Genomic DNA, 21,805 nt, shown 5'->3' on the forward strand with positions numbered 1-21,805 from the left:
ACGCTAAGGCCTATTAATGAAAACTTTTCTTGTGCCCGCGCCAAAAGCAATCTTAGAGTTCATTAAACGCTTAACGATGAAAAAGCCTGGCCAAGGTCATGATAAACACTATAAGCCTTTTCTTACCGTCAGTGATGTTTCCTAGTAAAGAAAGGGGTTATAGGCGTCCTGCATTAACTCATAGGTTAAATCGTTCATTTGCTGTCTAACTTAGGGCTGTTCAGTTACTTTCGACTGGGATTTTTCAGTTACAGATATTAAAGAACAGTTTCCACTAAATACCGAAAAGTTGCCAAACCTCAGAACGCCTTGGAATTCGACGCCCATCAGTTAGTGATGTATGGACTGCCCAGCTTTATTTTAGACACTTTAGAAAATGACCAAGTTATTCAAGTAGCTATTTAAGTGAAATGCAGTGGGGTTTGAATAATATAACGGCAGTCTATACATTACAGGCTCCATACCTACATTTATGCCGTAACATTAACGGATATTTAAAACAGAGATAATAGATAACTTAAGGTATGCGATTAGGGTAATTTAAGCTTGAGTAGAAGGGCAAAGAGAGAGTCGATTAAATAATATTTCAAAGTGTTATGTAATTTTTTCACACACATTCTGAAAGATTTTTGAGTAGCGGTCACTAATTAGATATCACTAAATCTTTTATGGCTGAGCTATCCACCTATGAACAAGACAATGCAACTGAATAACAGATTAATTCCCTATCCATTGCGAGCACTGGTAATGTGTTTGCTTTTTATTCTATGTAGTGCAAAAGCACAAGAATTTGATACAGCAAACCTCAATACGTATATAGAAAGTAAAGTTGAAAAGAATCAGTTTATGGGGGTGGTATTAGTCGCCAAGGGAGACGACCCCCTATTCTTCAAAGCTTTTGGTTTGCAAGCAATAGTTGGTGAACCAACAAATCCAGAGCTAAGAAAAGAAAAGCGTATAAAAAACGACACCGTGTTTCCCATCGCTTCATTAACTAAACAGTTCATTGCAGTGAGTTTATTGCGGCTAAGTGAAACCAATAAATTATCTTTATCTGACAGTATTTGTAAGTATTTGACTTCTTGCCCAAAGCTTTGGAAGTCAATTTCAATTGAGCACTTACTAACTCATACTTCAGGTATCCCTGATTACACTCAAACCGCTGAGTTTAAAAAGGCTAAGTACTTGAAGCGAACACGCGATGAGGTGTTACAGCAAGTTCAGAGCAAGCCTCTAATGTTCACCCCGGGATCAACCAATCAATACAGCAATACAGGCTACTTTTTGCTAGGCGAAATCATTGAAAGAGTCACGAACCAATCGGTCGCAGAGTTTTTAAATGAAACTCTATTCGTTCCCTTGCAAATGACAGCGACCTCTTTTTCAAGGGACTTCAAGGTTGCCGGCCATAGATCTACTAACTCAAAGATTGAAGCTACCCCTTTGGTGGATTGGAGTAATGTTTATTCCGCTGGGGCGATAACATCTAGTGCTAGCGATTTGGTTCGCTGGAATCAAGCCTTGTATAGCCACAAGGTTATTTCTACTGTTAGTTTGGCCAAACTGGTTGGTAACAATGGTACGGGTATGGGAGTGAATATAAGTCAGCGAGGCGTTCAAGAAGATAATCAAGTCGATGTTTATCAGTTTAGCGGCAAAATTGATGGCTTTACTTCGGTACTTTCGTTTTTGCCACAGTTCAACATGAGTGTTGTGGTGCTGTCCAATGTTGAAAGTGAAGCTAGCTTGCAGATTAATAGCTTTATTCTTGATCATTTAACTAAATTAAGTATTAACCAAGCAGTTTCCTCAAATCCAGTGGCGCCTTCAAATAATACATTGTCTAGCTTTGTTGGCACTTATCAAATGGAACGCAAAGGTGTAAATACCAAGATCACCTCATTAGAAGATAAATTGATAGCTCAACTTCCAGGTATGCCGCCTATGGTATTGATAGCCAAATCTAACAACCAGTTCCAGAGTGAAGATTTTGATGTATCGATATCGTTTAAGCAAGACAACAACAATAATGTTGTCGGCCTTATAGTTAAAATGAGAGGAATGATGATACCAGGGCGTAAAATTAGTAATGACGTTGCAACCAAACAAGCAATCCACTTATCAGAAGCTGAATTAATTGAATTCGTTGGCAGCTACAGAATCCCATCACAGTTTGATATTGAGGTGGAACTTCGCAATGGTACATTGTTCGCCCAAGCCACTGGACAACAGGGGTTCAATATATACCCAGAGGGCGAACAGGCATTTTTTGCCAAAGTTATCGAGCTTCAAATTATTTTCCATAAAAATGATAGCGGCAGAGTAACTGCATTAACTATAAAGCAGGGCCCGGTCAAAACTAAGGCGAACAAAATTTAGACCGATATTCCGAAATACAAGTTTAGTAATATGACAAATATTAATGGTGAATGAAATGAAATGTGATGAAATCAAAGCGCTAATTAATGCGGCTACTCTGGCTGAGTTACAAGCCAACAAAGAGATAGTGAATCACACAAAGACCTGTACAAAATGCGCAAGTTATTTAGAGACCAAACAGGCTGATAAAGCCATCGAGGTTCTGAGTACTCAGCAATTTTCATCAAGCAAAAAAAATCAGCTTTTAGAAAGTGTTAAGAAAATTTCAAAGGAGTCAGCAAAGCAACTTAAAATCGCTTTGTTAGGATTGGTAGTGAGCGTGTTTGCGTTAGTTTGGTTTGTGAATTTGGGTGATATAGAACTTGCTGGCGCTATTATCTTGTCGGCGTGGATTATTGGCTCTGCGGTGTATAGCTCTTACCTTGCTCGCAAAAAGAATAGGGTAGAACATTCTCTTATTGAGCTTGATACTTCTTTGTTTGAACATTGCCGAAAAGATATCACTTTTAAAATTAGAGTAATTAAAATTTTAGGCTCAATATTAATGTTCGAAGCGATCGTTTTGATTGTCGCTATATTAGTTAAAGGGATAACGGTATCGTCTGGGCTACCTATTTTTATTGGCTTATCTGCGATTTTTTCGCTTTTTGTCGCCTATCAGTTTTTGGTTGTAATGCCTCGTTTAACCAATGAGTTAAAATTGTTAAATGAGGCAACCTAAGCATGTTTGGATTATTTAGTACAAAACCTAAAGCGATAAATCACGATGATTTGACGTTTAAGCAAGTCTTTGATGACTACTACGACTATGTATTGCGTTTAGCACTTAATTTGTCGGGAAACTTGGCTGACGCCGAAGATATCACACAAGAAGTGTTTATAGGCGTCAATAATGGTTTGACTCGTTTTCAGGGAAAGTCACAATTAAAAACATGGATTTATCGCATTACCATTCGCATAGCCTGTCGGTATCTCAGTAAAGTAAAATCAATGGACAACATTGATGATTTGAAGGCGGGGGCTACTGGGAAAGCGCAACAACCTAATAGGGCTGAAACAGATGTACTTGCAATAATGCGTAAACTTCCTTTGGAACAACGTACATTAATCAGTTTAAGTGCAATCAAGGGGTTGTCTCATCAGCAGATTGCTAGCATCTTGAACCTCCCAGCGGGAACTATTGGTTCAAGACTGCATACAGCTCGGAAAAACCTCTCTCAATTAATTTCACAACATACGTGAGCGGCATAACTCGATTAACACATCATATGCCAGTATTTGTGCCGCCGTGAAACAACTGTGAGCCGTTAGGTTGTTTCACATGGTTTTAGCAATTATCGTTATTTTGTAGGTGAGCCACGTTTTCTTTTGTTTCAGTTACATATAGGTTTACTAAAGCAAAGATACTGAAGTGTTTTAATCGGCGTTAATGCATCGTTGAAATTAAAAATAAAACGACACCTAAATACGATTATGCGGGTGTCGTGTGGCAGCTATGCCGCGCCATACTTCAACGGCCGTCACAATAAGATGCATTGGTCTGACTAAAGATGATTTGGATAACGACTTCAATGAGCGAGTTTTGTAATTACTAATACAAACTCGACATTGGACATAAACATTTTGAAAACTAATGATAGAAACATTGTTTATATTGAATAAAAAATCCTAGTTTAAAGGTTGGTATTTACTTCTGCTGTTTTCTGCAGCCAATCATTAGCTATATCTACAAGCTGCTTTAATCGACTTTTGCCTGCTATTTCTGATGCTTTTGCAAATGCGATTTTTGCTTTTTCAATATTATTCAACGCGAGTTCAAGTTCCCCTAAGTCTATATACATACTTGACTGGCCATAAGGCTCCCTAATTGCTTTATAAAATGACAAAGCCTTAGCAATCTCCTTTCTTGATTGCTCGTAGTTTGCTAATTGAAGGTATGCTTTTCCAGCAATTCGAGAATTATTTGCTAGGTACAAGCGATCATTTGCTTCTTGACTTAAGGGCTTTGCTTTATTTAGTAGCGAAAGCGCTAGCTCAGATTTTTTTTGCTGAATGACGCTAACGGCTTGCCAAACATAAAGTCTTCCTAGGTTTTTAATGTCTCCATTTTGTTCGATAAATTTAACAGCATCTGTCGCTATCTCTTCAGCTTGAACATATTCACCGAGATAAACATAAGACTTTACGAGCATTACAATGGCCAATAGGTTTTTAGGCTGTGTAGCTAAAACAGCTCTATACATGGTCGCCGCTTTTTGATGGTTACCTATTTGAGTTTCATCTATCGCTGAAGCCATAAGCGTATTAGCAAAGTTACGCTGGTAATCACTCGGGACTTTTCTTTGCTTAGCGCCTAGTGACGTTAATATTAAGGAGTGAAAATCTGAAAAAAGAGTATTGAGATCATCGGCAAAAAGTACGCCACGAGCAACATCATTTTCTTTATAAACCCTGTATACCAACTGGAATTCGCCATTAAAACCTGCAATTGACTGTGTGATAATTACACTTGCGCCTGAGGCTTCAAACAGTTGATGTATGGTCTCTTCCTCAAACTCTTTATTGGCAAGCTCTGAACGTTTAATCGTTTCCAACACCATTTCCGTCGGTAACACTAGCGATTTTACCTGATGCTGTAAATTATCAATAAGGAGGTCCATTGCTCCATAACGAACCCATTTATGTTCTGCCCCCATAATTCGATTAGTCACAGGCAGGACCATAATTGTTCCTGAGTCTGCTAGAGGCTCCTTACCATAAAAATGGTTTTGTACGGTTACAAAAGAGATTAAAACAACAACCAATGCAATGGTTGCATAAGAGAGCTTGCGAGCTAAGCGTGTTTTCGGTTGGATGTTGTGGCGTGTATTGATTTGGTTAGCTTCACAATTATTCGATGTATTAGTTTTCTTAATAATCGGCACTGATATTGAGTAGCCTTTTCGCGGGTGTGTTTTAATAACGCGATTGTCACCGAATATTTTGCGTAGTTCTGTGATAGATTGAAAAATGACGTGTTCTTCTACAATGACGTCGTTCCATACGGTTTCTAATAATTCACTTTTACTAACAACCTCACCATTTGCTTCAAGTAAAACAGTTAAGAGTTCTGAAGTTTTAGGCCTGACCTTAATAACTTCCTCTTCATTATGAACTTCATTTTTTTGCGGGTAAAAATACACACCGCCAATTTGAAAATAACGTGACATTTAGTGTTCTTAAGTACTTGTTGTTGATTACGTTGAATGAACAAAACCCACATGTTAAATGTTGGTTTATATCATTGATAATTAAATGATTATAGAAAGTTATAGAATTCTTTAATGCATATTTATTTGTGTCGTATGGCATGGTGAGGCCAATTCATACTTTACAGGTAACATTAAAATTGAACAAGCTAAAACACGCCGCTGACGTTTGTCCGCTGACACTGACAGTAGTCCTTACATTTTTATCCGTAGGCCTACTCTTTATTGCAAAAATATTTGAACAAAGCCCTGAGCCTTTATTTCAATGGCCAAGGTTAATCTTACTTATTGGTATTTCGTACTTTGTATTTAGAGTGCTTAAAAAGTTTAACTGGAGCAAGGACGCTGGCCTAACTCTTCCAATGTCATCATGGCATGGTCGATGGCTTTTGGCTTCCATTCCGCTACTGTTAATTGCACTTCTTAGTTCTACAAGTGCCAACTGGGCGGAGGTTGAATTTTCAACCTTACGCGTATTTGCTTGGCTATTGTCTAACTTTTCAGGCAGCTTTTTTGAAGAGCTACTGTTGCGTGGCCTGTGTTTTTATATCTTACTCAGCGCTTGGGGGGCAACTAAAAAAGGGGTTTACCTTGCCGCTCTATGTCAAGCACTGATTTTTGGCCTAGCGCATCTGGCCAATCTCTATCATATGCCGGCGCTGGATGTTTTCGCGCAAGTGATATTTGCCACCTTAATTGGTATAGGTTTCGCAGGCTTAGTTTATATGACGAAATCCCTTTGGCCCGGGGTAATTGTTCATAGCCTTATAAATTTAGCGGGCACGATAAATGACTTTTTAGTGCCTGGTGGAAGTGAGTTTCAAAGTCCAGGCCTAAATGGCTATGTGGTCATTATCATCATCTTCTTTGTACTCTCAACGATACCCGGCTTGTTTTATTTAAGAGCAGGTAAGTCGCGCGAAACGAAATCAGTATTATAAAAGGAGGCGGTCATGTTAGTACGTTTGTTGTCGGTCACTTTGTTTATTGCTTGTCTGCCTGTTGAAGCGTTACTGCAAGAGAAAGGAACGTATACTGCACATACCGCTTATAAACTAGCTGTAAATAAAATTACAACCCAAAGGGCACCTTTGCTTGATGGTCAACTTATTTCTTTCGAAGAAATTATTGAAGCGCAAAGTGGTGATAGCCAATCGGTTACGAAAACGGTGCACTTGGATTTAGCTGGTATTGAATATGTGGAAAACATTTCTGATATCAGTACTGACGATAATGAAGCTGGATTGAATTGGCAGTCTAATATTTTGGTCGACCCCTCTAGGTATCCTGAAAACCCGCAGTTGATTGCTGAAACTGAACACACTTGGGTTTTTAGTATTCCTACGCAAATCAATGCGGACACCAGTGATGTTGAACAAGAGGTCGACAATGCCGAGGTTAACAATGTGTTGCTGTCGTCACTGGTATCAGAACTAACCATCTCAAAATCGTCACCACACTTTGTTTCCCAGAAAATCTACGCTACACACCCTTTTAAACCAGATAACTTAGTTAAAGTTAACGAGTTCATGGTCAAAATAGACTTCGTGCAAGCTTGGCAAGGAGGCCCTTGGGTGACTGAGTCCATATACCGGGTACTTAAAGGTAACTACGCATTTTTTGTGAGCGTAGAAGAGTTTTCGGTAACACGATATCAAAATTTTGAAGTGATTAATAAGAGCGCCGAACAATGAAGTTTATTCAAAATATAAAAAGCCGAAGTGTTGTTAGTTTATTTGTCTTGCTGACGTTCTCGACTATAGCCGTTACGTCTATCCTGATGTTTAGTCAACAGTATGATAGCTCCATCGCACTTGTCCACACTGTGGTGGGTTTTGCTTTAATCCTGATGGTTTTGTTTCATATTAAAAATAACTTTGCACCACTAAAAAATCATACAAAACTAGGTTTTAAGCAAAAAGATAAGACGCTTAACTTGGCGCTACCTATAACGCTTGTTATCACCTGTCTCTTGGTGGTTATGTCATTTTATAAAGTACAACCCATGTTGTTTTTATACGAGTGGGGAAATACCTTACGAGCCGATACAAAATTAGAGGTAGGAGAAGAGTTAACCTATAAAGTTGTGGATAAAACACTTGATACCGCTACTGGTCGCAAAATCTCCATTGATTTACGTCAAGGACCCTATTTTGCGTGGCCTCAATATGCTATTTGGGTTGAAGATATGAACGGTAATTTTATCCAACCGCTCTTCGTTACGTCCAAGTTGGCTAACAATAACTTTGTTAATAAAGTTGATAAAGTCGACAAGGATGTGGTGTTTACTTCACACGTTATTTTATCTGGAGACGTCGATTTACAATCAACGTTTGCATCCGGAGTATTTCCAGAATCGAAAGCTGACCGTGCTCGTCCAGAGTCTTTGCCGGTGTTCCTGCATAAATACCAACAGGCTTCAGGCTCAGAAAGTATAGTGCCCGATGGAGACAATGCCATCGCTGATGCTTATAGCGGTGCAACAATCACCCAGAGCTTTCTTATGAAGTCAAAACTGCAAAACAAAGTAGATGGCAAAGTAAGAGTACGTTTAGAAATCAATAATTCTTTTGATTTCAATGAATATTACTCTAGTGATCGTTTCCCTTATGATACTACCTATTCCGGCAACGGTTATAGCGCACAACCTTCTCTGATTTACGAAGCCATTGTCAATTTAGACGATGTGAATAGCATTATCCCAATGCAGTTGATAGGACGCGGTCATCACTCAGGAAAAGACGGTGACGTATACCAAGATCTGGAAAACATGACAACGGCACTAGAGCTCATTGACCGCATCATCGTCGAGGTGGGCGATAGCTAAAATCACCAAAAAATTTACTAAAAGAATATGCAAAAAATCAGTAAAAGCTTAAAAAGCTATTAAACACGGTCAACATCTTTGTGTTAACGATAGGGCTAACATATCGTTTTGGCCGCAAGTTAAATAGTTCATAAAATAGGAAACAAAATGAACATTATCCGCAAAAATCTAGCGACATATGCCTGCAATGTCGCGCTAATATTAATCACTTTTTGTAGCTCAATAGTTGCTGCTGACGAAAAAGAAAATCAAATAATTAACCACGCCGTTAAAGCTTATGGCGGTGATAAACTGAAACAGCTCAATAGCCTGACATTTTCGGGCAATATGAACCAATTTTCTCAGTGGCAAAGTGGACATGCACTTCAAGGGCCAATGGTGTCATACTTGAATGATGTACGTTTTGAGTACTCTATCGATCTGCTAAACAAACGGAAAGCCTACAAGGAAGCCGTGACAACAATTTCAGGTGGCCATGGAAGCAATATTCCTAGCGTCACCCATCGACTATTTTTAGATGGTAAAGGATACAGTATTGATCATGCACTGCAGATGTACCAAGCATCAGATCGTATTTCCTTCGATAATACAGATTTGGGCACTCACCGATTACTAGACACATTAATCATTAAACAGTTGAGCGAGGAAAGGCATGCCAGCCAATGGATTGATATGGCGTATATTGAAGGACAAGCCAATGATGTGCTGTCTATCAACGCCGGAACAGAGAGTGAATATTACGTTTATATTAATAAACGTAATGGATATCTAAGCAGGGTCCTCCGCAAACGCGGTGGCGATATGATTACTTATGACTTTCTTGCTCATCAGCAAGCAGATGGTTTCACTTGGGCTCAACGACTGTTTGTGGGCACTGCAGAAAAAGTTATTTATCACTCTGATGATCGTTATGTTCGCTTTAACTCAGCGCAGGATGGCGATTTCCAGCTTCCACCACAATATAGCTTGAGAGCTCAATTGTACCCTGTCGATGTTAGTGAAATGATCGTTAAAAAATTGGCAAGTGGGGTTTATTTTGTAGGGCAAGGTTGGGCCTATACTTTGTTTATTGATGTGGGCGAATATTATATTTCCGCAGGGGCATGGCAAGTTTCCCCAGAAGATAAAAATTGGCAAGCAGGATTAAAACTACTCCACGAAGAAACAGGCACAGTCAAACCCGTCAAGCAGCATATAGTGACTCATCACCATAATGATCACATGATGGGGTTACAAGATGTGGTCGATCAAGGTGCAAGCCTAATTGTGCATGCTGCAGATATACCGTCTGTGCAAGCACATTTATCTGCCCCATTGCCTAGGGAGCGATTGTTCGCTATTTCCAACACAAAGAACATCGCTAATGGCAATATTTTGCTTTTCGATGTGCCAAATAGTCACGCAAATCACAATTTAGCGGTCTACTTACCAAAGCACAAAATACTTTTCACCGAAGATATGTTTGGCAGTAGCTTTGAAACGGCTTTTAATTCTCCAAGCACCTGGCCAAGTGGCGATACCTATCATAGGCTCGAGGTGTTGATTGACCATACCCGCAAATTAAAGCTTGAAGTTAATCAATATGTTTCATCACATCATGCAAGGGTGTTAAACCAAAAAGATATCGACAAAGCACGAGCAATTGCTCGCCCTAATAAAACACAACTTATGCAACGGTTGTTTTCTCAGAAGCGGGATGAAGCTTTTAGTGTGGAAAAATGATAGTGATTTTTATTAAGGTACAGCGCATGACTGCCTTTAATTTGCATAATAATTAACGGTTTAGAAAATGTTCAATTACTTAAGAAATAAAAAATTACTAACAAGGAAAAGCATGAAAAAAGTATATTTCACGTTGCTACTTTTTGTTATCACAGAGCCATGTTTAGCTGTTGATAGCATGAGTAGTAACGGAAAAAACCATACATTAGGTTTTAGTTTAGGCGGTGGGTCAGTTGATACTGATATATCTTCAGAAAATGATGATGGAGGAAGTGTTTCCGGATTTACCTATGGCTACAAATATGACTCAACCTTGACGATAAATACAGGAATAGTATCTGGTGATAGTTTTTGTATTGTAACTTGTTTTACAGACGTCCGCGTTCTCAATTACGATAGTTACATTTTAAATGTTAAAGGTTCATTACCTCTAAGTAATCGTTGGTCTGTTTTTGGAAAGCTGGGCGTAAACTATTATGACTTAGTGTTTTCTGGTGACGACCGAGTTAATACAACAGATACTGGTGTTGGTGCATTGTTGGCTACTGGGTTAGACTTTAGATCTTACAATGGTTTTGGTCTAGGTTTGGAAATGACATTGCTAGACATGGATAATATTTTAGCCAAAAACCTCACTATAAACTTCAGTTATATGTTTTAAGTGCTGTAACAGTGTTGTCAATAAACATAATAAACCAAGTAGTGGATAATCACGTAATGGCTGTGCCAAAACGTTCACGCTTTCTACTACTTGGGGCGTTAGGCAAACGTTCAAGGAAGCGTATGTATCTTAGATTTTTAATAGTAATAAGCAGTTTATTTTTTCTTATATCATGTAATTCAACGACGGCTACAGTTGATGGAAATTGCATATCGCAAAACGCATCTCGATTTATTGAGCCTGAAAAATCATTATATAATTTACCTTTTGGTGTTGGCGAAGGTTATCAATTAGGGCAAGGTAATTGCACGTTCCATACTCACTCAACTGAAAGTAAATCAGAGTTTGCATTTGATTTTATTATGGATATTGGCACTCCCATTCATGCTGCCCGATCTGGTCAAGTGGTTTCTATTGAAGATCGTTTCTTTGATGGCAATAGAATCGGTAGTGACTTTAACCATATAATAATTGCACATGAAAATAACACTTTCTCCTCTTACATTCATCTTACTAACGCTGGTGTTATTGTTGAGCCAGGTGAATATGTAAATCAAGGTGATGTTATTGGATATAGCGGAGATACGGGGATGAGTTCGGCTCCACATTTACATTTTGAAGTTTTTCAAACCAATGACGATTGTTTTAAAAAAGGTGTAGATGGGAGGTGCCCTACCATTCCCGTCTCTTTTAAAAACGCCAGTCCAAGTGACAAAATACTTACACATGGATTAGTTTATACCGCACTCTAGTTTATCCTGTTGATATATCGCTTAGATGGAGCGGATAACTAACGCTTGCTAGTGCTGTTATTGAGCATTTACAAAATGATAATCGTGCGCCTGAGGTGTGGTGGAACTATGGCGTATCGGTAAAAAGCACAAAATCGTTTATAGTTAAAACGAAAGAGCTTAATAGTTACGTTTACCATTAATATTGGCGAAGAAGCGGGTTTAATGCGTGAAAGGCATGATGAATTGCAGCAATCACTGCAATCACATAACCTGACTCCTGTTGCTGGGGCATTTAATATCTATCACAACTTATTTTTATCTAAACAAATGCCCACAACTTTAGATCAAAGCTCATGTAAAACATATTAAAATCACTAATCTCTACTTAACGGGCAATAAATACGCTAAAATTGCAGGCTATTTTTAGCAATGAGCCCGCACCTTTTATGACCTCAGCCGCAAATCCTAGTAATTTCAATGAACTTGGCCTTATTCCAGAGCTAATTGCTCGATTGTCTGATCTTGAATACATGCAACCTACGCCGATTCAGGCAAAAGCAATTCCAAGTATCTTGGCGGGAAGTGACTTAATTGCAGGGGCTAATACCGGCTCAGGTAAAACGGCCACGTTTGCATTGCCTATGCTACAAACGCTTTTTTTGGCGCAAGATGCGAATAAAACACCGAGCAAAGGTAACTTTGTATCAGGGCTTATTTTAGTACCTACACGTGAGCTGGCAACGCAGGTGGCTGATAGCGTTAAATCATACTCTGCAAACTTTAATGGCGCGATTAAAACGGTGGCAGTGTTTGGTGGTGTATCGGTTAATACCCAGATGCAGGCACTTCGCGGCGGTGCTGATATTATTGTTGCAACCCCTGGTCGTTTGCTCGATTTAATCTCAAGCAATGCTATTAAGCTGGATAAAGTTTCAACCTTAGTGCTTGATGAAGCTGACCGCATGTTAAGCCTTGGCTTTACTGAAGAACTTGCAGAGCTATTGGCGCTAATGCCTGCTAAAAAGCAAACTATGTTGTTCTCAGCGACTTTCCCAGAGCAAGTTAAGTTATTAACGCAAGAGCTGCTAAACGACCCTGTTGAAATTCAAGTGCAAAGCAAAGACGAAAGCACCTTAGTGCAGCGTGTCTTTACGGTTAATAAGGGTGAAAAAACCACGGTTTTAGCACACTTAATTAAAGCGCATCAATGGCGCCAAGCACTGATTTTTGTAAACGCGAAAAAAGACTGTGAGCACTTAGCCAGCAAGCTTGAAAAGCGTGGCGTGAATGCACAAGTGTTCCACGGTGATAAAGGCCAAAGTGAACGTACTCGCGTAATTGAAAAGTTTAAAAATGGCGAAATAGAAGTCCTTATAGCCACGGATATTGCCGCCCGTGGTTTAGATATTGCCAAACTTCCCGTAGTGATTAACTTTAATTTACCGCGCAGTCCAGCTGATTATATGCATCGTATTGGCCGAAGCGGTCGCGCTGGTGAAGTGGGTTTAGCGTTATCGTTAATTGATTACGAAGACTTTCATCACTTTAGAATCATCGAGAAGAAAAACAAACTACGTCTAGAGCGCGAAGAGGTAACTGGTTTTGCTGTAAATCAGGCCAACCTTGATGCGGCACTGGCGCTTAAAAACGAAAAGCCAATGGCAAAGCCTGAAGGCACAGGTAAGAAAAAGAAGAAAAAAGCCGATGTTGAAGATGTGTGGAGCGGCTGGAAAAAGCCTCAGCGCTAAGCGTTAACAATCGTTTTAAAATAAAAACCCCGCAAATTAGCAGGGTTTTTTTATTAGGGCGTGTTGACCTTTGCAGATTGAAATTTGTTCAATCTAGGGGCGACTAAATCGCGGCGCGAGGTTTGTAACCTAGTGGGCTAAGTAAAAACCGAGTAACAAAGAGTTTATCGCCCCTAGGCAGAATCCGAAGGGCAGCGCATGTTTGGCATTTATGCTGCGTTATCGCCTATTTATGGGGAGTAACCACACTGCATAGGCTCTGCCTTGCCTAAAAACCAAACACACTGCTGCAAATTCAACCATCAAAGTTCAACACGCCCTAGCTAATATTGCTATGCAGAAAGTTAAAACTTAGACGGTGCAGGTGGCACCACTAAAGGCTGCTTAGGGTTTTCTTTAAGCTCCTTTAATAACTCTTTTACAGCACGTTCTATTGATGGATCTTGGCCTTTATAAATAAGCTCTGGGCGGTCAACCACTTTAATATCAGGTGCAACGCCTTCGTTTTCTATAATCCAGTTACCTTGTGTATCTAAAATACGGAATGTAGCAGCAATTACTTGCCCGCCATCGACAAGGCTTGGGTTACCAGAAATACCAATTAAGCCCCCCCATGTACGCGTACCAATTAGTTTACCTAAACCAGCTTGACGGAAGTAGTAAGGAATAGCGTCACCGCCGGAGCTTGAATAGCCATTTATTAGCATTGCTTTAGGACCGTCGTGTGCAAACTGTGGCGTTTTAGTGGGCTCAGTGCCTCGGCGTTTCCAATAGTTAAGGGGTTTACGCGCAAGCCAGGTGATCATGTGCTCAGGAATATAGCCACCGCCATTGTAACGATCATCAATAATCATGGCGTCTTTGGTTGTTTGCGGCATGTAATTTTTAAACATGGCGCGATTACCTTCATACGCTGTATTTGGCAAATGTACGTAGCCAATACGCCCATTAGAGAGCTTATTAACGTAGGCTGCACGCGAGTTAACCCAGTCTAAATAACGAAGACCTTGCTCACTGGCTACCGGTTTAATCGTTACTTGCCACGCGCCTTTGCTACGCGGTTTGCTGTTTAACACCAGCTCTACTTGCTCGCCTTGAGTGTTTTCAAGCAGTTCGTAAAAGTTGGCAACATCTTTAACCGAGCGGCCATTTACCGCAATAATGTAATCGCCGTTATGTGCTTTTACGCCTGTAGTCCCCAGCGGTGAGCGGAAATCGTCATGCCAGTTTTCACCTTTGAAGATTTGCTCTATTTTTACGTAACCCGATGGGTCACTTGCAAGCTTAGCGCCTAATAAACCGTGGTTTTTACGCTCGGCTTTTGGCATATCGCCTGATTGTACGTAAATGTGGCCAGCGTTAATTTCGCCGGCAATTTCACTCAGTACGTAATCTAGGTCGCTACGGTGACTAATGGCATCAGCCATAGGTTGGTACTTAGCTAAAATAGCATCCCAATCTTGGCCGTGATGATTCTCGTCGTAGAACCAGTCACGCAGTGTACGCCAGCCTTCTACGTACATTTGTTGCCACTCAGCTTGCGGATTAATTTTAAGCGTCATCTTGCTTAAATCTAGCTTGTTGGCGTCAAGGTCTTGCTTTGGCTTAGGTTCTATTAAGCTGTAACCGCCACTTGTATGTACAAGGAGGTGCTCGTTATTGCTTGAAATAGTGTAATGACTAACGCCTTTAGCCACGGTTTCTAGCTTGCTATCGTGCTCGGTGCCTATAAGTTGTAAACCACCATTGGCAAGCAGCAGTACGCCGTCTTTTACCGCGGTTAAACCACGGTAATCGCCCGCAGGGGCATTAAGCGCGGTAACACGCTGCATAAAGCCGCTGCTTTGCAGTGCATTTTTAACTTTTTTGTCGTCTTCTTTTTCGTCTTCTTTATCTTTTACAATCGCGGCTTCGTCACTTTGTAAGGCGATAAGCGGTTTAACGCTGTCGTTTACTGCGGCCGCATAAATACGGGTGGCGCGGTTAAACATGTAGTCAAACTCGTAGCTGCTAAACGCCAAGTTAAAGTCGCGCTCAGAGCTAAAGTAAAGGTATTGGCCATCTGGCGAAAAGGTCGGATTTTGCTCGTTACTCATTTCGTCTGTTAAGCGCGTTACCTTTTCTTTTTTAAGGTTGTAGTGCCACAAGGATGCATAACGGTTTTCGTTATTTTTAACATATACAATGTCTTGGTTGTTAGGCGACCACGTATATTGAGTAATGCCGTTTTCGTCGTAAATACCGGTATCTATTTTGTGTTGTTTGCCCGATTTTGCATCTAACCACCAAAGAGTATGGTTTTTATCTGCAAACAACAGCTTAGTGCTATCGGGTGACCAAATAGGTGTAAAGCGCCAAATAGTGCCATCGCTAGTAAGTTGCTTAATGGCGTTGTTTTTACTGCGATCTTTTAAGTAAATTTCGTATTCGCCGCTTTCATCGCTCATGTAGGCAATGTAACGCCCATTTGGCGACCAACTTGCGTCTATTTCGCGGCCCTTTTCTGTGTACGATAAGTTACGCGTAGGCCCTTGTTTAACTGGCACACTAAATAGTTCGCCACGGGCTGTAAATACAGCACGTTTGCCATCGTGAGAAATCGACATAGAGTCAATAAAGTCGTTTACATTTTTGCTGTGCGGCATGGCGTATTGGCGTACGCCTGCAATGTTAATGCTCAGCTTAGTGCTTTTCTGTGTTTTTGCGTCAAAGCGGTATAAGTAACCGCCGTTTTCGTAAACAACTGCATTAGGGCCTGCTGAGGGCCAAAGTACGTCAAAGTGTTTATAATTAGTGAGCTTTTTAGGCTCACTGCCTTTGCGGTATTGGTAAAGGTTTAGTGTGTAATCACGGTCAGATACAAAATAAATATTGTCGCCAACCCATGTAGGTTGCTGGTCGGTTGCACGGTTAGTAGTAAGTTGCTCTGAGGTGTTATTTTCTAAATCGTAAATCCATACGTCTTGTGCGCGGCCACCACGGGTGCGCTTCCAGGTACGAAACTCACGGTCAATTGGCGTATAAACATACTTGCTACCATCTGGCGAAAGCATACCGCCGCCAGTTTCTGGAATCGCTAAAGGTTGCTCAAGGCCACCGTCTGCAGGGACCATGTACGGGCGACCCATACGTTTGCCCCATGGTGTGCGGTTAGCTCTAAACACGACATTTTTACCATCGGCGGTCCAATCTAAAACGCGGTAATCAAAGCCACCACGCGGCGGCATTGGGCCAACATCGTTATAGTAGGTAAGTTGCTTTAGGCCAGAGCCGTCGCTGTTGATTACATAAACTTGGCGGCTGCCGTTATATTCGGCTGAAAAAGCAATGCGCTTACCATCCGGAGAGAACTTAGGAAATGTTTCAAAACCAATATGGTCGGTTAAACGTTTGCTTTCGCCTGTTTGGGTATTAGCAATATAAATATCGCCGCTGTAAACAAAGGTCACGTTTTGGTTATGAATATCAGGAAAGCGAAGTAAGCGCGTGTCTTTAGTTTCATAGGCCGATACGCTTGGTGCGATAACCGCAGCCAAGGCAATAGCCAATGTTGTTAGTTTTTTCATTGGATTACATCCTATATTAATAGCTGTTACATCATAACAATAAGGTTATAAATAGCGATGCACTTGCGATAAAAGGTCTGTTACAAAGTGTGTATAAAAAAAGGTTGGCATTAAAACGCCAACCTTTAGTGAGTGCTCTTTTTCAGGGGGTAAAATTAGTGGTCGTGATCGTCTTCTTCTTCCTCTTGTGCGATACCAAGCCAAGTAATTGCACTAGGGGCAAAAGTAAGTTCAACCTCACTTTCAATTTCTAAGTCTTCTAAGTGTACTTGAACAACGTGCTGGGCAATTGGGTCGGCAACATAAGCGAACTGACCGTTTTGCGCTACAGTCATGGTAAACTTCATACCTTCAGGCATGGTTGTTATGTCTTCTTCAGTGATATCAACTTGGCCTGCTAGTTCCCAGTGCATTTCGCCGTCGTGTTCATGTGCCTCAAGTACGTTTAAAAAGCCTAGGCTGTCTAATATTAAAAAGTGCTCGCCATGGGCAGAAAAAGAGTAAGAAATAGCACTTGCGCCATCAGCTAACTGCCATTCTAGTTCTTCCATTTCAGCTTTTTCAGGGTGTATACTCACAATCACAGCAGGGCCGCCACCGTGTCCAGACGCAACACCAATAAAGGTCTCACTGTCTTCATGACCGTATAAAGTACCAATACGTAAGTCACCAATAGCATCAATGTTTGCAATTTTTTCAGCGTCGTACTCGTCGTCGTGTTGATGAGCTAGTAACACGCCATCGCTACAACCAAATGCTACATAGTCGTGGTTTTGTGCTGCACCATGCAAATCAGGACAAGTAAGCGCTAAAGTTTGTTCAAGTTCATATTCACCATCATGAAAATGGTAAACACCCACTTGATCAGGCAGGATTTTAGCGGCAGATGTACTATCGGCATCATCACGACGAATTGTTGATAATAAATGTTCACCACGTGGCTCTGCAACACCGTGCATATTAATGTCGTAACTAATACCTGGAAGGGTAGCTGTTGCGTTTGTGATGTCGTTATCTGTTAATACTTCAACAGACGCAGTTGTGCCTGAGTCTGCATTACCATCGTAAAATATGGCTAACTTACCATCATGTTTTACAAGGTGTGTTGGACGACTACCACTTGTTAGCTCATAACTGATAGCTGCTGGGCTTTGTTTGTAATCGTGTAAATGTTCGCCGTGATCTTCACGCCATAAACCACCGTCGATAAAGCCTAGGTAGTCCTGTGCGCGATTTGCGATCACGGCATAACGAAAATCAGGTGATGACGATAGCGTATTTGTATCATTGTTCAGAGTAAATGTTTCAAGCAGCGCGTTGTCGTCTAAATCAAAGAAGCTGGCTGTGTTGCTATCGCCAGCAAGTACTACAAGTCTACCTAATGAATCAATGGTGTATTCATCACCATGGTCATGATCGTCGTTATCGCCATGATCATGGTCATCAGGCACTTCTATTGGGTCTTTTTCAACGATATTAGTTTCTGCATCGCCACAAGCGGTAATTAATGTGCTGCTTATCGCCAGTGCAATAAGCTTTAATTTGAATAATTTAGTCATGTTAGTTTCCTTTATTTATAATTTTTTAGCGCTTAAAAATAACCGCGAATACCGAGTGCAAAGCTACGACCTGGACGTGGTGCAATATTCTTTAAAAATGAGCTATGCACGCGCGCTTCGGTGTCTGTTAAGTTAGTGCCACGTAGATACAGCGAAACATCTTGGTTTAACACTGATAAGTCATATGAAATGCTGGCATCAAGCATGGTGTAACCGTCAGTCGTTGTTTCTTCTGGCGCTGTGCGGTCTTGCTCTTGATAGCGAGTTACATGAAGGTGCGCACTCAGCTTTTCTGTTTGATAGCTGAACTCAGTACCAAAACGTAGCGGTGGTGTGCGTGGTAAATTGCCACCATCTTTAAGGCGTGCGCGAACGTAATCTGAGAATACATCTACTTTAAACTCATCGGTTAACTGCCATGCAACTTGTGCTTCAAAACCATGTAAAACCACGTCATCGGTTTTGAATAAATAAACCGGCAGCTCAGATGAGTGGTCGTGTTCGTCTCCATGGTCATGCTCACCGCCGTGGTCGTGTTCATCACCATGGTCGTGGCCACTTTCAGCGTATAAGCCCGTGTCTATTTGGTAGTAATAGTTATCTACTTGGTTATAAAAAGCGTTAAAGATAAAACCGATATCGCCTTGTGTTTTACGGAAAGTTAAATCAATGTTGTTGGCTGTTTCTAGGTCAATCGTTTGCTCAGATAACCCCAAATGGCCGTCTTCATGCATATCAAATAGCGCACCCACTTCATAAGTGCCAGTACCAATGTGAGCACCGAATGATAATAATTCAGAAGCCGAAGGGGCACGCTCTGAAAGAGATACCGATAAGCCCAAGTTGTAACTAGGCGCAAAATCCCATACTACACCAGCAGATAAGCTAACAGGAGTGAACTCGTGTTCTGCGTTGAATACACGAATGATATCGGTGCTTTCTTCGTGAGCGTGTTCATGACCGTGATCATGGCTGTCATGTCCATCTTCATCATCATGTGCGTGAGCATCGATATTTGGTAATAGCACGTTGTCTGCATCAATTGTTACACGCTCTGCACGACCACCTAGTTGCACTAAAAAATCACCAAAGTGTCTTTCTTCCATTAGTGCGACAGCAATACTTTGTGTTTCTGATGGCGGTGTAAATGCCTCAGAGCCTTGTGCTTCAACATCGCTTTGTTTGTAGTGGATACTTAAACCGCCATTCCACTTTGAAAATGAGTTGTGCATTAGGTCTACACGTAGCTCGTTGGTTTCATTTTTAAATGTTGTACCCACTGTGCCATGCTCTATTTCAACATGTTCGTAATCTGTAAAACCTGCGCGTAGGTTTATTTTATTAAGCCACTCATTATCGAGGTTATACTCGCTTAATAATTGCACTTTAGTTTGCTCTAAGTCAGCGAAGACGCTTTCTTCTTCGTCGCTATGCTCATCTTCGCCGCCATGTGTGTGGCCTGGAATGCCGTATTGACGATTAAATTGCTCAACAGCTATACCAACAAAACCTTGATCAAATAGGTAGCTAGTACCAAGGGTGAAACCGTCTGATTCTTCATGGCTGTTTGCAACTGTATAATCGCCACTATGCTCTTCATGGTCATGGTCATGGTCATCTAATTCAGCGGCTACTGGGATTTCATAGTCATCAGCTTCACGCCAAAATGCATCGGCATAAAATGCAAAAGAATCGGTGCCAGTAGTGGCATTAAACGAGGCTACTTTTTGATTATCAACAGAGTTGTGCTCTACATTCCACTCACCGCGAGTAGTGCTATCTGTTGGCACTCTATTATCAACGACATTTACAACACCGCCAATTGCGCCGCTGCCATAAAATAATGTTGCTGGTCCACGTAGTACTTCGATTTGCTGAGCGGTTGACGCTTCTGATGCGACTGAGTGATCGGGGCCCACTCTTGACACATCACTGACATCTAGGCCGTTTTGAGTAATAAGTACACGGGGACCACTTAAGCCACGAATAATTGGCGTACTAGCGACTTTTGCATGAAAGTTGGTATTAACCCCTGGGAGTTTTTCAAGGCTATCGCCAAGAGTCGCAGCTTGCTGGCGTCTTAATTGTTCGCCAGATAACACGCTAACGGGAGACGCTGATTCCATTGCCGACATGTGGATAGGAGTGGCTTCAATGTCAATGACTTCAATCGGTGAACGCTTGAGATTGAAAGTAACAGAGTGGCTTTCATCATTATTTATTATTATGTCTCGGTGAAGATGTGCATAGCCAGGTGCAACTACGTGCAATTCTTTTAAGCCATCTTTTAAATCTACGATAACAAATCGACCATTTTCATCGGTGGTGACCCTGATTTCTGAGCCTTCAACTTCCACTATTGCGTTAGTCACTACGTTCCCTTGGCTATTTAAAACAACACCTTCTATTGTTTTTGCTAGCACGCTAGCGGGTAATAGAGCTGCTATCAGTACAGCTAATTGAGATCTTCGATTCATTTGATTACCTTGTTAAATGTTATATTGTATCAATTATGATTGAAATGTTATATTGTATCAATAGGAAGTTAAACATAGTTCTCAGAAACACAGGGTCTCGTTACCTCGATGCGATTTAAGTTGCTGCGAACTTGTTTGTTAGCAATGGCTAAACAAATCAGCCTAACTGTAGATGTCGGTTAGCTTTCTCGTTGGGAGAGGTGCTTTACGAGCAAGTGTGTAGGTTACCGTGTTGCATGTTGCCAAGCGCTAGTTACAGCAATAGCGATGATAAAAATAGAAAACCCTATTAAAAACGTAGGTATAGCGAGGTTTTAGTCAATTCCGTTGTGGTTGAAAGTCGTTCAATGGCGTTATCGTAAGGAAGGGTAAAAGTCGCGCCTAATAAACCTGAGTTAGAGTGAATACAGTGAATCAACGACAGCTAAGAAAAGCAATCCGTTTTGCAAACAGCAAGTTTGAAAACTCTGGGAAGCAATTAACAGAAAAACGACAACAGGTATTGGAGGTATTACTTCATGCAAATAAGCCATTATCTGCATACGAACTAACAGATCAATTTAATAAAGTAATGGAAACTCCGATTTTAGCGATGTCGGTTTACCGTATTCTAGACGTTTTAGAATCGGTCAATTTAGTACACAGAATAAAATCTGAGAATAAATTTATGGCATGCAGTCACACGAATGACGGCTGCCAACATACGCTATCCATGCTTTTGATTTGCAGTTCTTGTAACAAGGTTATTGAGGTGAATGATGAAGATGACAAGTTAAAGTCATTATTCGAGCAGGTTGAACATACTGGCTTCTTGCCGAACAAGTCACAGTTAGAAATCTCGGGTTTGTGCTGTCAATGCAAACCCAAATTATCTCAAAATTAAT

General features: G+C 40.9%; 16 protein-coding genes and 1 pseudogene. 13 read left to right on the top strand and 4 right to left on the bottom strand.

Features of this window, described 5'->3' with window-relative positions:
• Window positions 1-16: 16 nt before the first annotated feature.
• From ATS75_RS20755 to ATS75_RS13815, 4 genes are all read left to right on the top strand, one after another.
• On the top strand, window positions 17-145 hold the full coding sequence (locus ATS75_RS20755) for a hypothetical protein (RefSeq protein ID WP_268801571.1): 129 nt from the start codon (window positions 17-19) through the stop codon (window positions 143-145).
• A 602-nt stretch (window positions 146-747) separates the two neighbouring features.
• The gene (locus tag ATS75_RS13805; RefSeq protein WP_268801572.1) at window positions 748-2,379 is read left to right on the top strand and encodes a serine hydrolase; all 1,632 of its coding nucleotides are present in this window, start codon (window positions 748-750) and stop codon (window positions 2,377-2,379) included.
• Window positions 2,380-2,434: 55 nt separating this feature from the next.
• Entirely contained in the window at window positions 2,435-3,100 is a 666-nt protein-coding gene (locus ATS75_RS13810; protein WP_058561004.1) for a hypothetical protein, read from the top strand.
• A gap of 2 nt (window positions 3,101-3,102) precedes the next feature.
• Window positions 3,103-3,621, top strand: coding sequence for an RNA polymerase sigma factor (locus ATS75_RS13815; RefSeq protein ID WP_058561005.1), 519 nt, complete (start codon window positions 3,103-3,105; stop codon window positions 3,619-3,621).
• A 431-nt stretch (window positions 3,622-4,052) separates the two neighbouring features.
• On the opposite strand, the gene ATS75_RS13820 is transcribed toward ATS75_RS13815, so the two are convergent.
• Window positions 4,053-5,588 carry a winged helix-turn-helix domain-containing protein gene (locus ATS75_RS13820; protein ID WP_058561006.1) on the bottom strand — a complete coding sequence of 512 codons (1,536 nt, stop codon included), beginning with the start codon at window positions 5,586-5,588 and terminating at the stop codon, window positions 4,053-4,055.
• A gap of 179 nt (window positions 5,589-5,767) precedes the next feature.
• Here ATS75_RS13820 and ATS75_RS13825 point away from each other — a divergent pair, with 179 nt between their 5' ends.
• The 8 genes and pseudogenes from ATS75_RS13825 (at window position 5,768) to ATS75_RS13855 (ending at window position 13,319) form a co-directional block, all read left to right on the top strand.
• Window positions 5,768-6,568, top strand: a complete 801-nt coding sequence (locus ATS75_RS13825) for a CPBP family intramembrane glutamic endopeptidase (protein WP_161936903.1) — start codon at window positions 5,768-5,770, stop codon at window positions 6,566-6,568.
• A 12-nt stretch (window positions 6,569-6,580) separates the two neighbouring features.
• The gene (locus ATS75_RS13830; RefSeq protein WP_058561008.1) at window positions 6,581-7,321 is read left to right on the top strand and encodes a hypothetical protein; all 741 of its coding nucleotides are present in this window, start codon (window positions 6,581-6,583) and stop codon (window positions 7,319-7,321) included.
• Entirely contained in the window at window positions 7,318-8,454 is a 1,137-nt protein-coding gene (locus ATS75_RS13835; RefSeq protein WP_058561009.1) for a DUF4405 domain-containing protein, read from the top strand. Before ATS75_RS13830 ends, ATS75_RS13835 begins: the two co-directional genes overlap by 4 nt.
• 147 nt (window positions 8,455-8,601) lie before the next feature.
• Window positions 8,602-10,176, top strand: coding sequence for an MBL fold metallo-hydrolase (locus ATS75_RS13840; protein WP_058561010.1), 1,575 nt, complete (start codon window positions 8,602-8,604; stop codon window positions 10,174-10,176).
• Between the two features lie 112 nt (window positions 10,177-10,288).
• Window positions 10,289-10,837 carry an outer membrane beta-barrel protein gene (locus ATS75_RS13845; protein ID WP_058561011.1) on the top strand — a complete coding sequence of 183 codons (549 nt, stop codon included), beginning with the start codon at window positions 10,289-10,291 and terminating at the stop codon, window positions 10,835-10,837.
• A gap of 56 nt (window positions 10,838-10,893) precedes the next feature.
• A complete protein-coding gene (locus ATS75_RS13850) occupies window positions 10,894-11,589 on the top strand; it encodes a M23 family metallopeptidase (protein WP_082665487.1) in 696 nt (231 codons plus the stop codon).
• Between the two features lie 86 nt (window positions 11,590-11,675).
• Window positions 11,676-11,904: pseudogene (locus ATS75_RS20650) on the top strand (esterase); the annotation flags it as partial.
• Window positions 11,905-12,017: 113 nt separating this feature from the next.
• On the top strand, window positions 12,018-13,319 hold the full coding sequence (locus ATS75_RS13855; RefSeq protein WP_058561013.1) for a DEAD/DEAH box helicase: 1,302 nt from the start codon (window positions 12,018-12,020) through the stop codon (window positions 13,317-13,319).
• Between the two features lie 344 nt (window positions 13,320-13,663).
• Here ATS75_RS13855 and ATS75_RS13860 read toward each other — a convergent pair whose 3' ends face one another.
• The 3 genes from ATS75_RS13860 to ATS75_RS13870 form a co-directional block, all read right to left on the bottom strand.
• The gene (locus tag ATS75_RS13860) at window positions 13,664-16,885 is read right to left on the bottom strand and encodes a S41 family peptidase (protein WP_082665488.1); all 3,222 of its coding nucleotides are present in this window, start codon (window positions 16,883-16,885) and stop codon (window positions 13,664-13,666) included.
• 155 nt (window positions 16,886-17,040) lie between these two features.
• Entirely contained in the window at window positions 17,041-18,444 is a 1,404-nt protein-coding gene (locus ATS75_RS13865) for a hypothetical protein (protein ID WP_058561015.1), read from the bottom strand.
• A gap of 32 nt (window positions 18,445-18,476) precedes the next feature.
• Window positions 18,477-20,921: a TonB-dependent receptor gene (locus tag ATS75_RS13870; protein ID WP_058561016.1), complete on the bottom strand. Its 2,445-nt coding sequence runs from the start codon at window positions 20,919-20,921 to the stop codon at window positions 18,477-18,479.
• Between the two features lie 409 nt (window positions 20,922-21,330).
• Here ATS75_RS13870 and ATS75_RS13875 point away from each other — a divergent pair, with 409 nt between their 5' ends.
• Complete coding sequence (locus tag ATS75_RS13875) at window positions 21,331-21,804, top strand: Fur family transcriptional regulator (protein WP_058561186.1); 474 nt, start codon at window positions 21,331-21,333, stop codon at window positions 21,802-21,804.
• The last annotated feature ends 1 nt before the right edge of the window (window position 21,805 follow it).

The organism is Pseudoalteromonas sp. H105 (assembly GCF_001469215.1).
GTDB lineage: Bacteria > Pseudomonadota > Gammaproteobacteria > Enterobacterales > Alteromonadaceae > Pseudoalteromonas.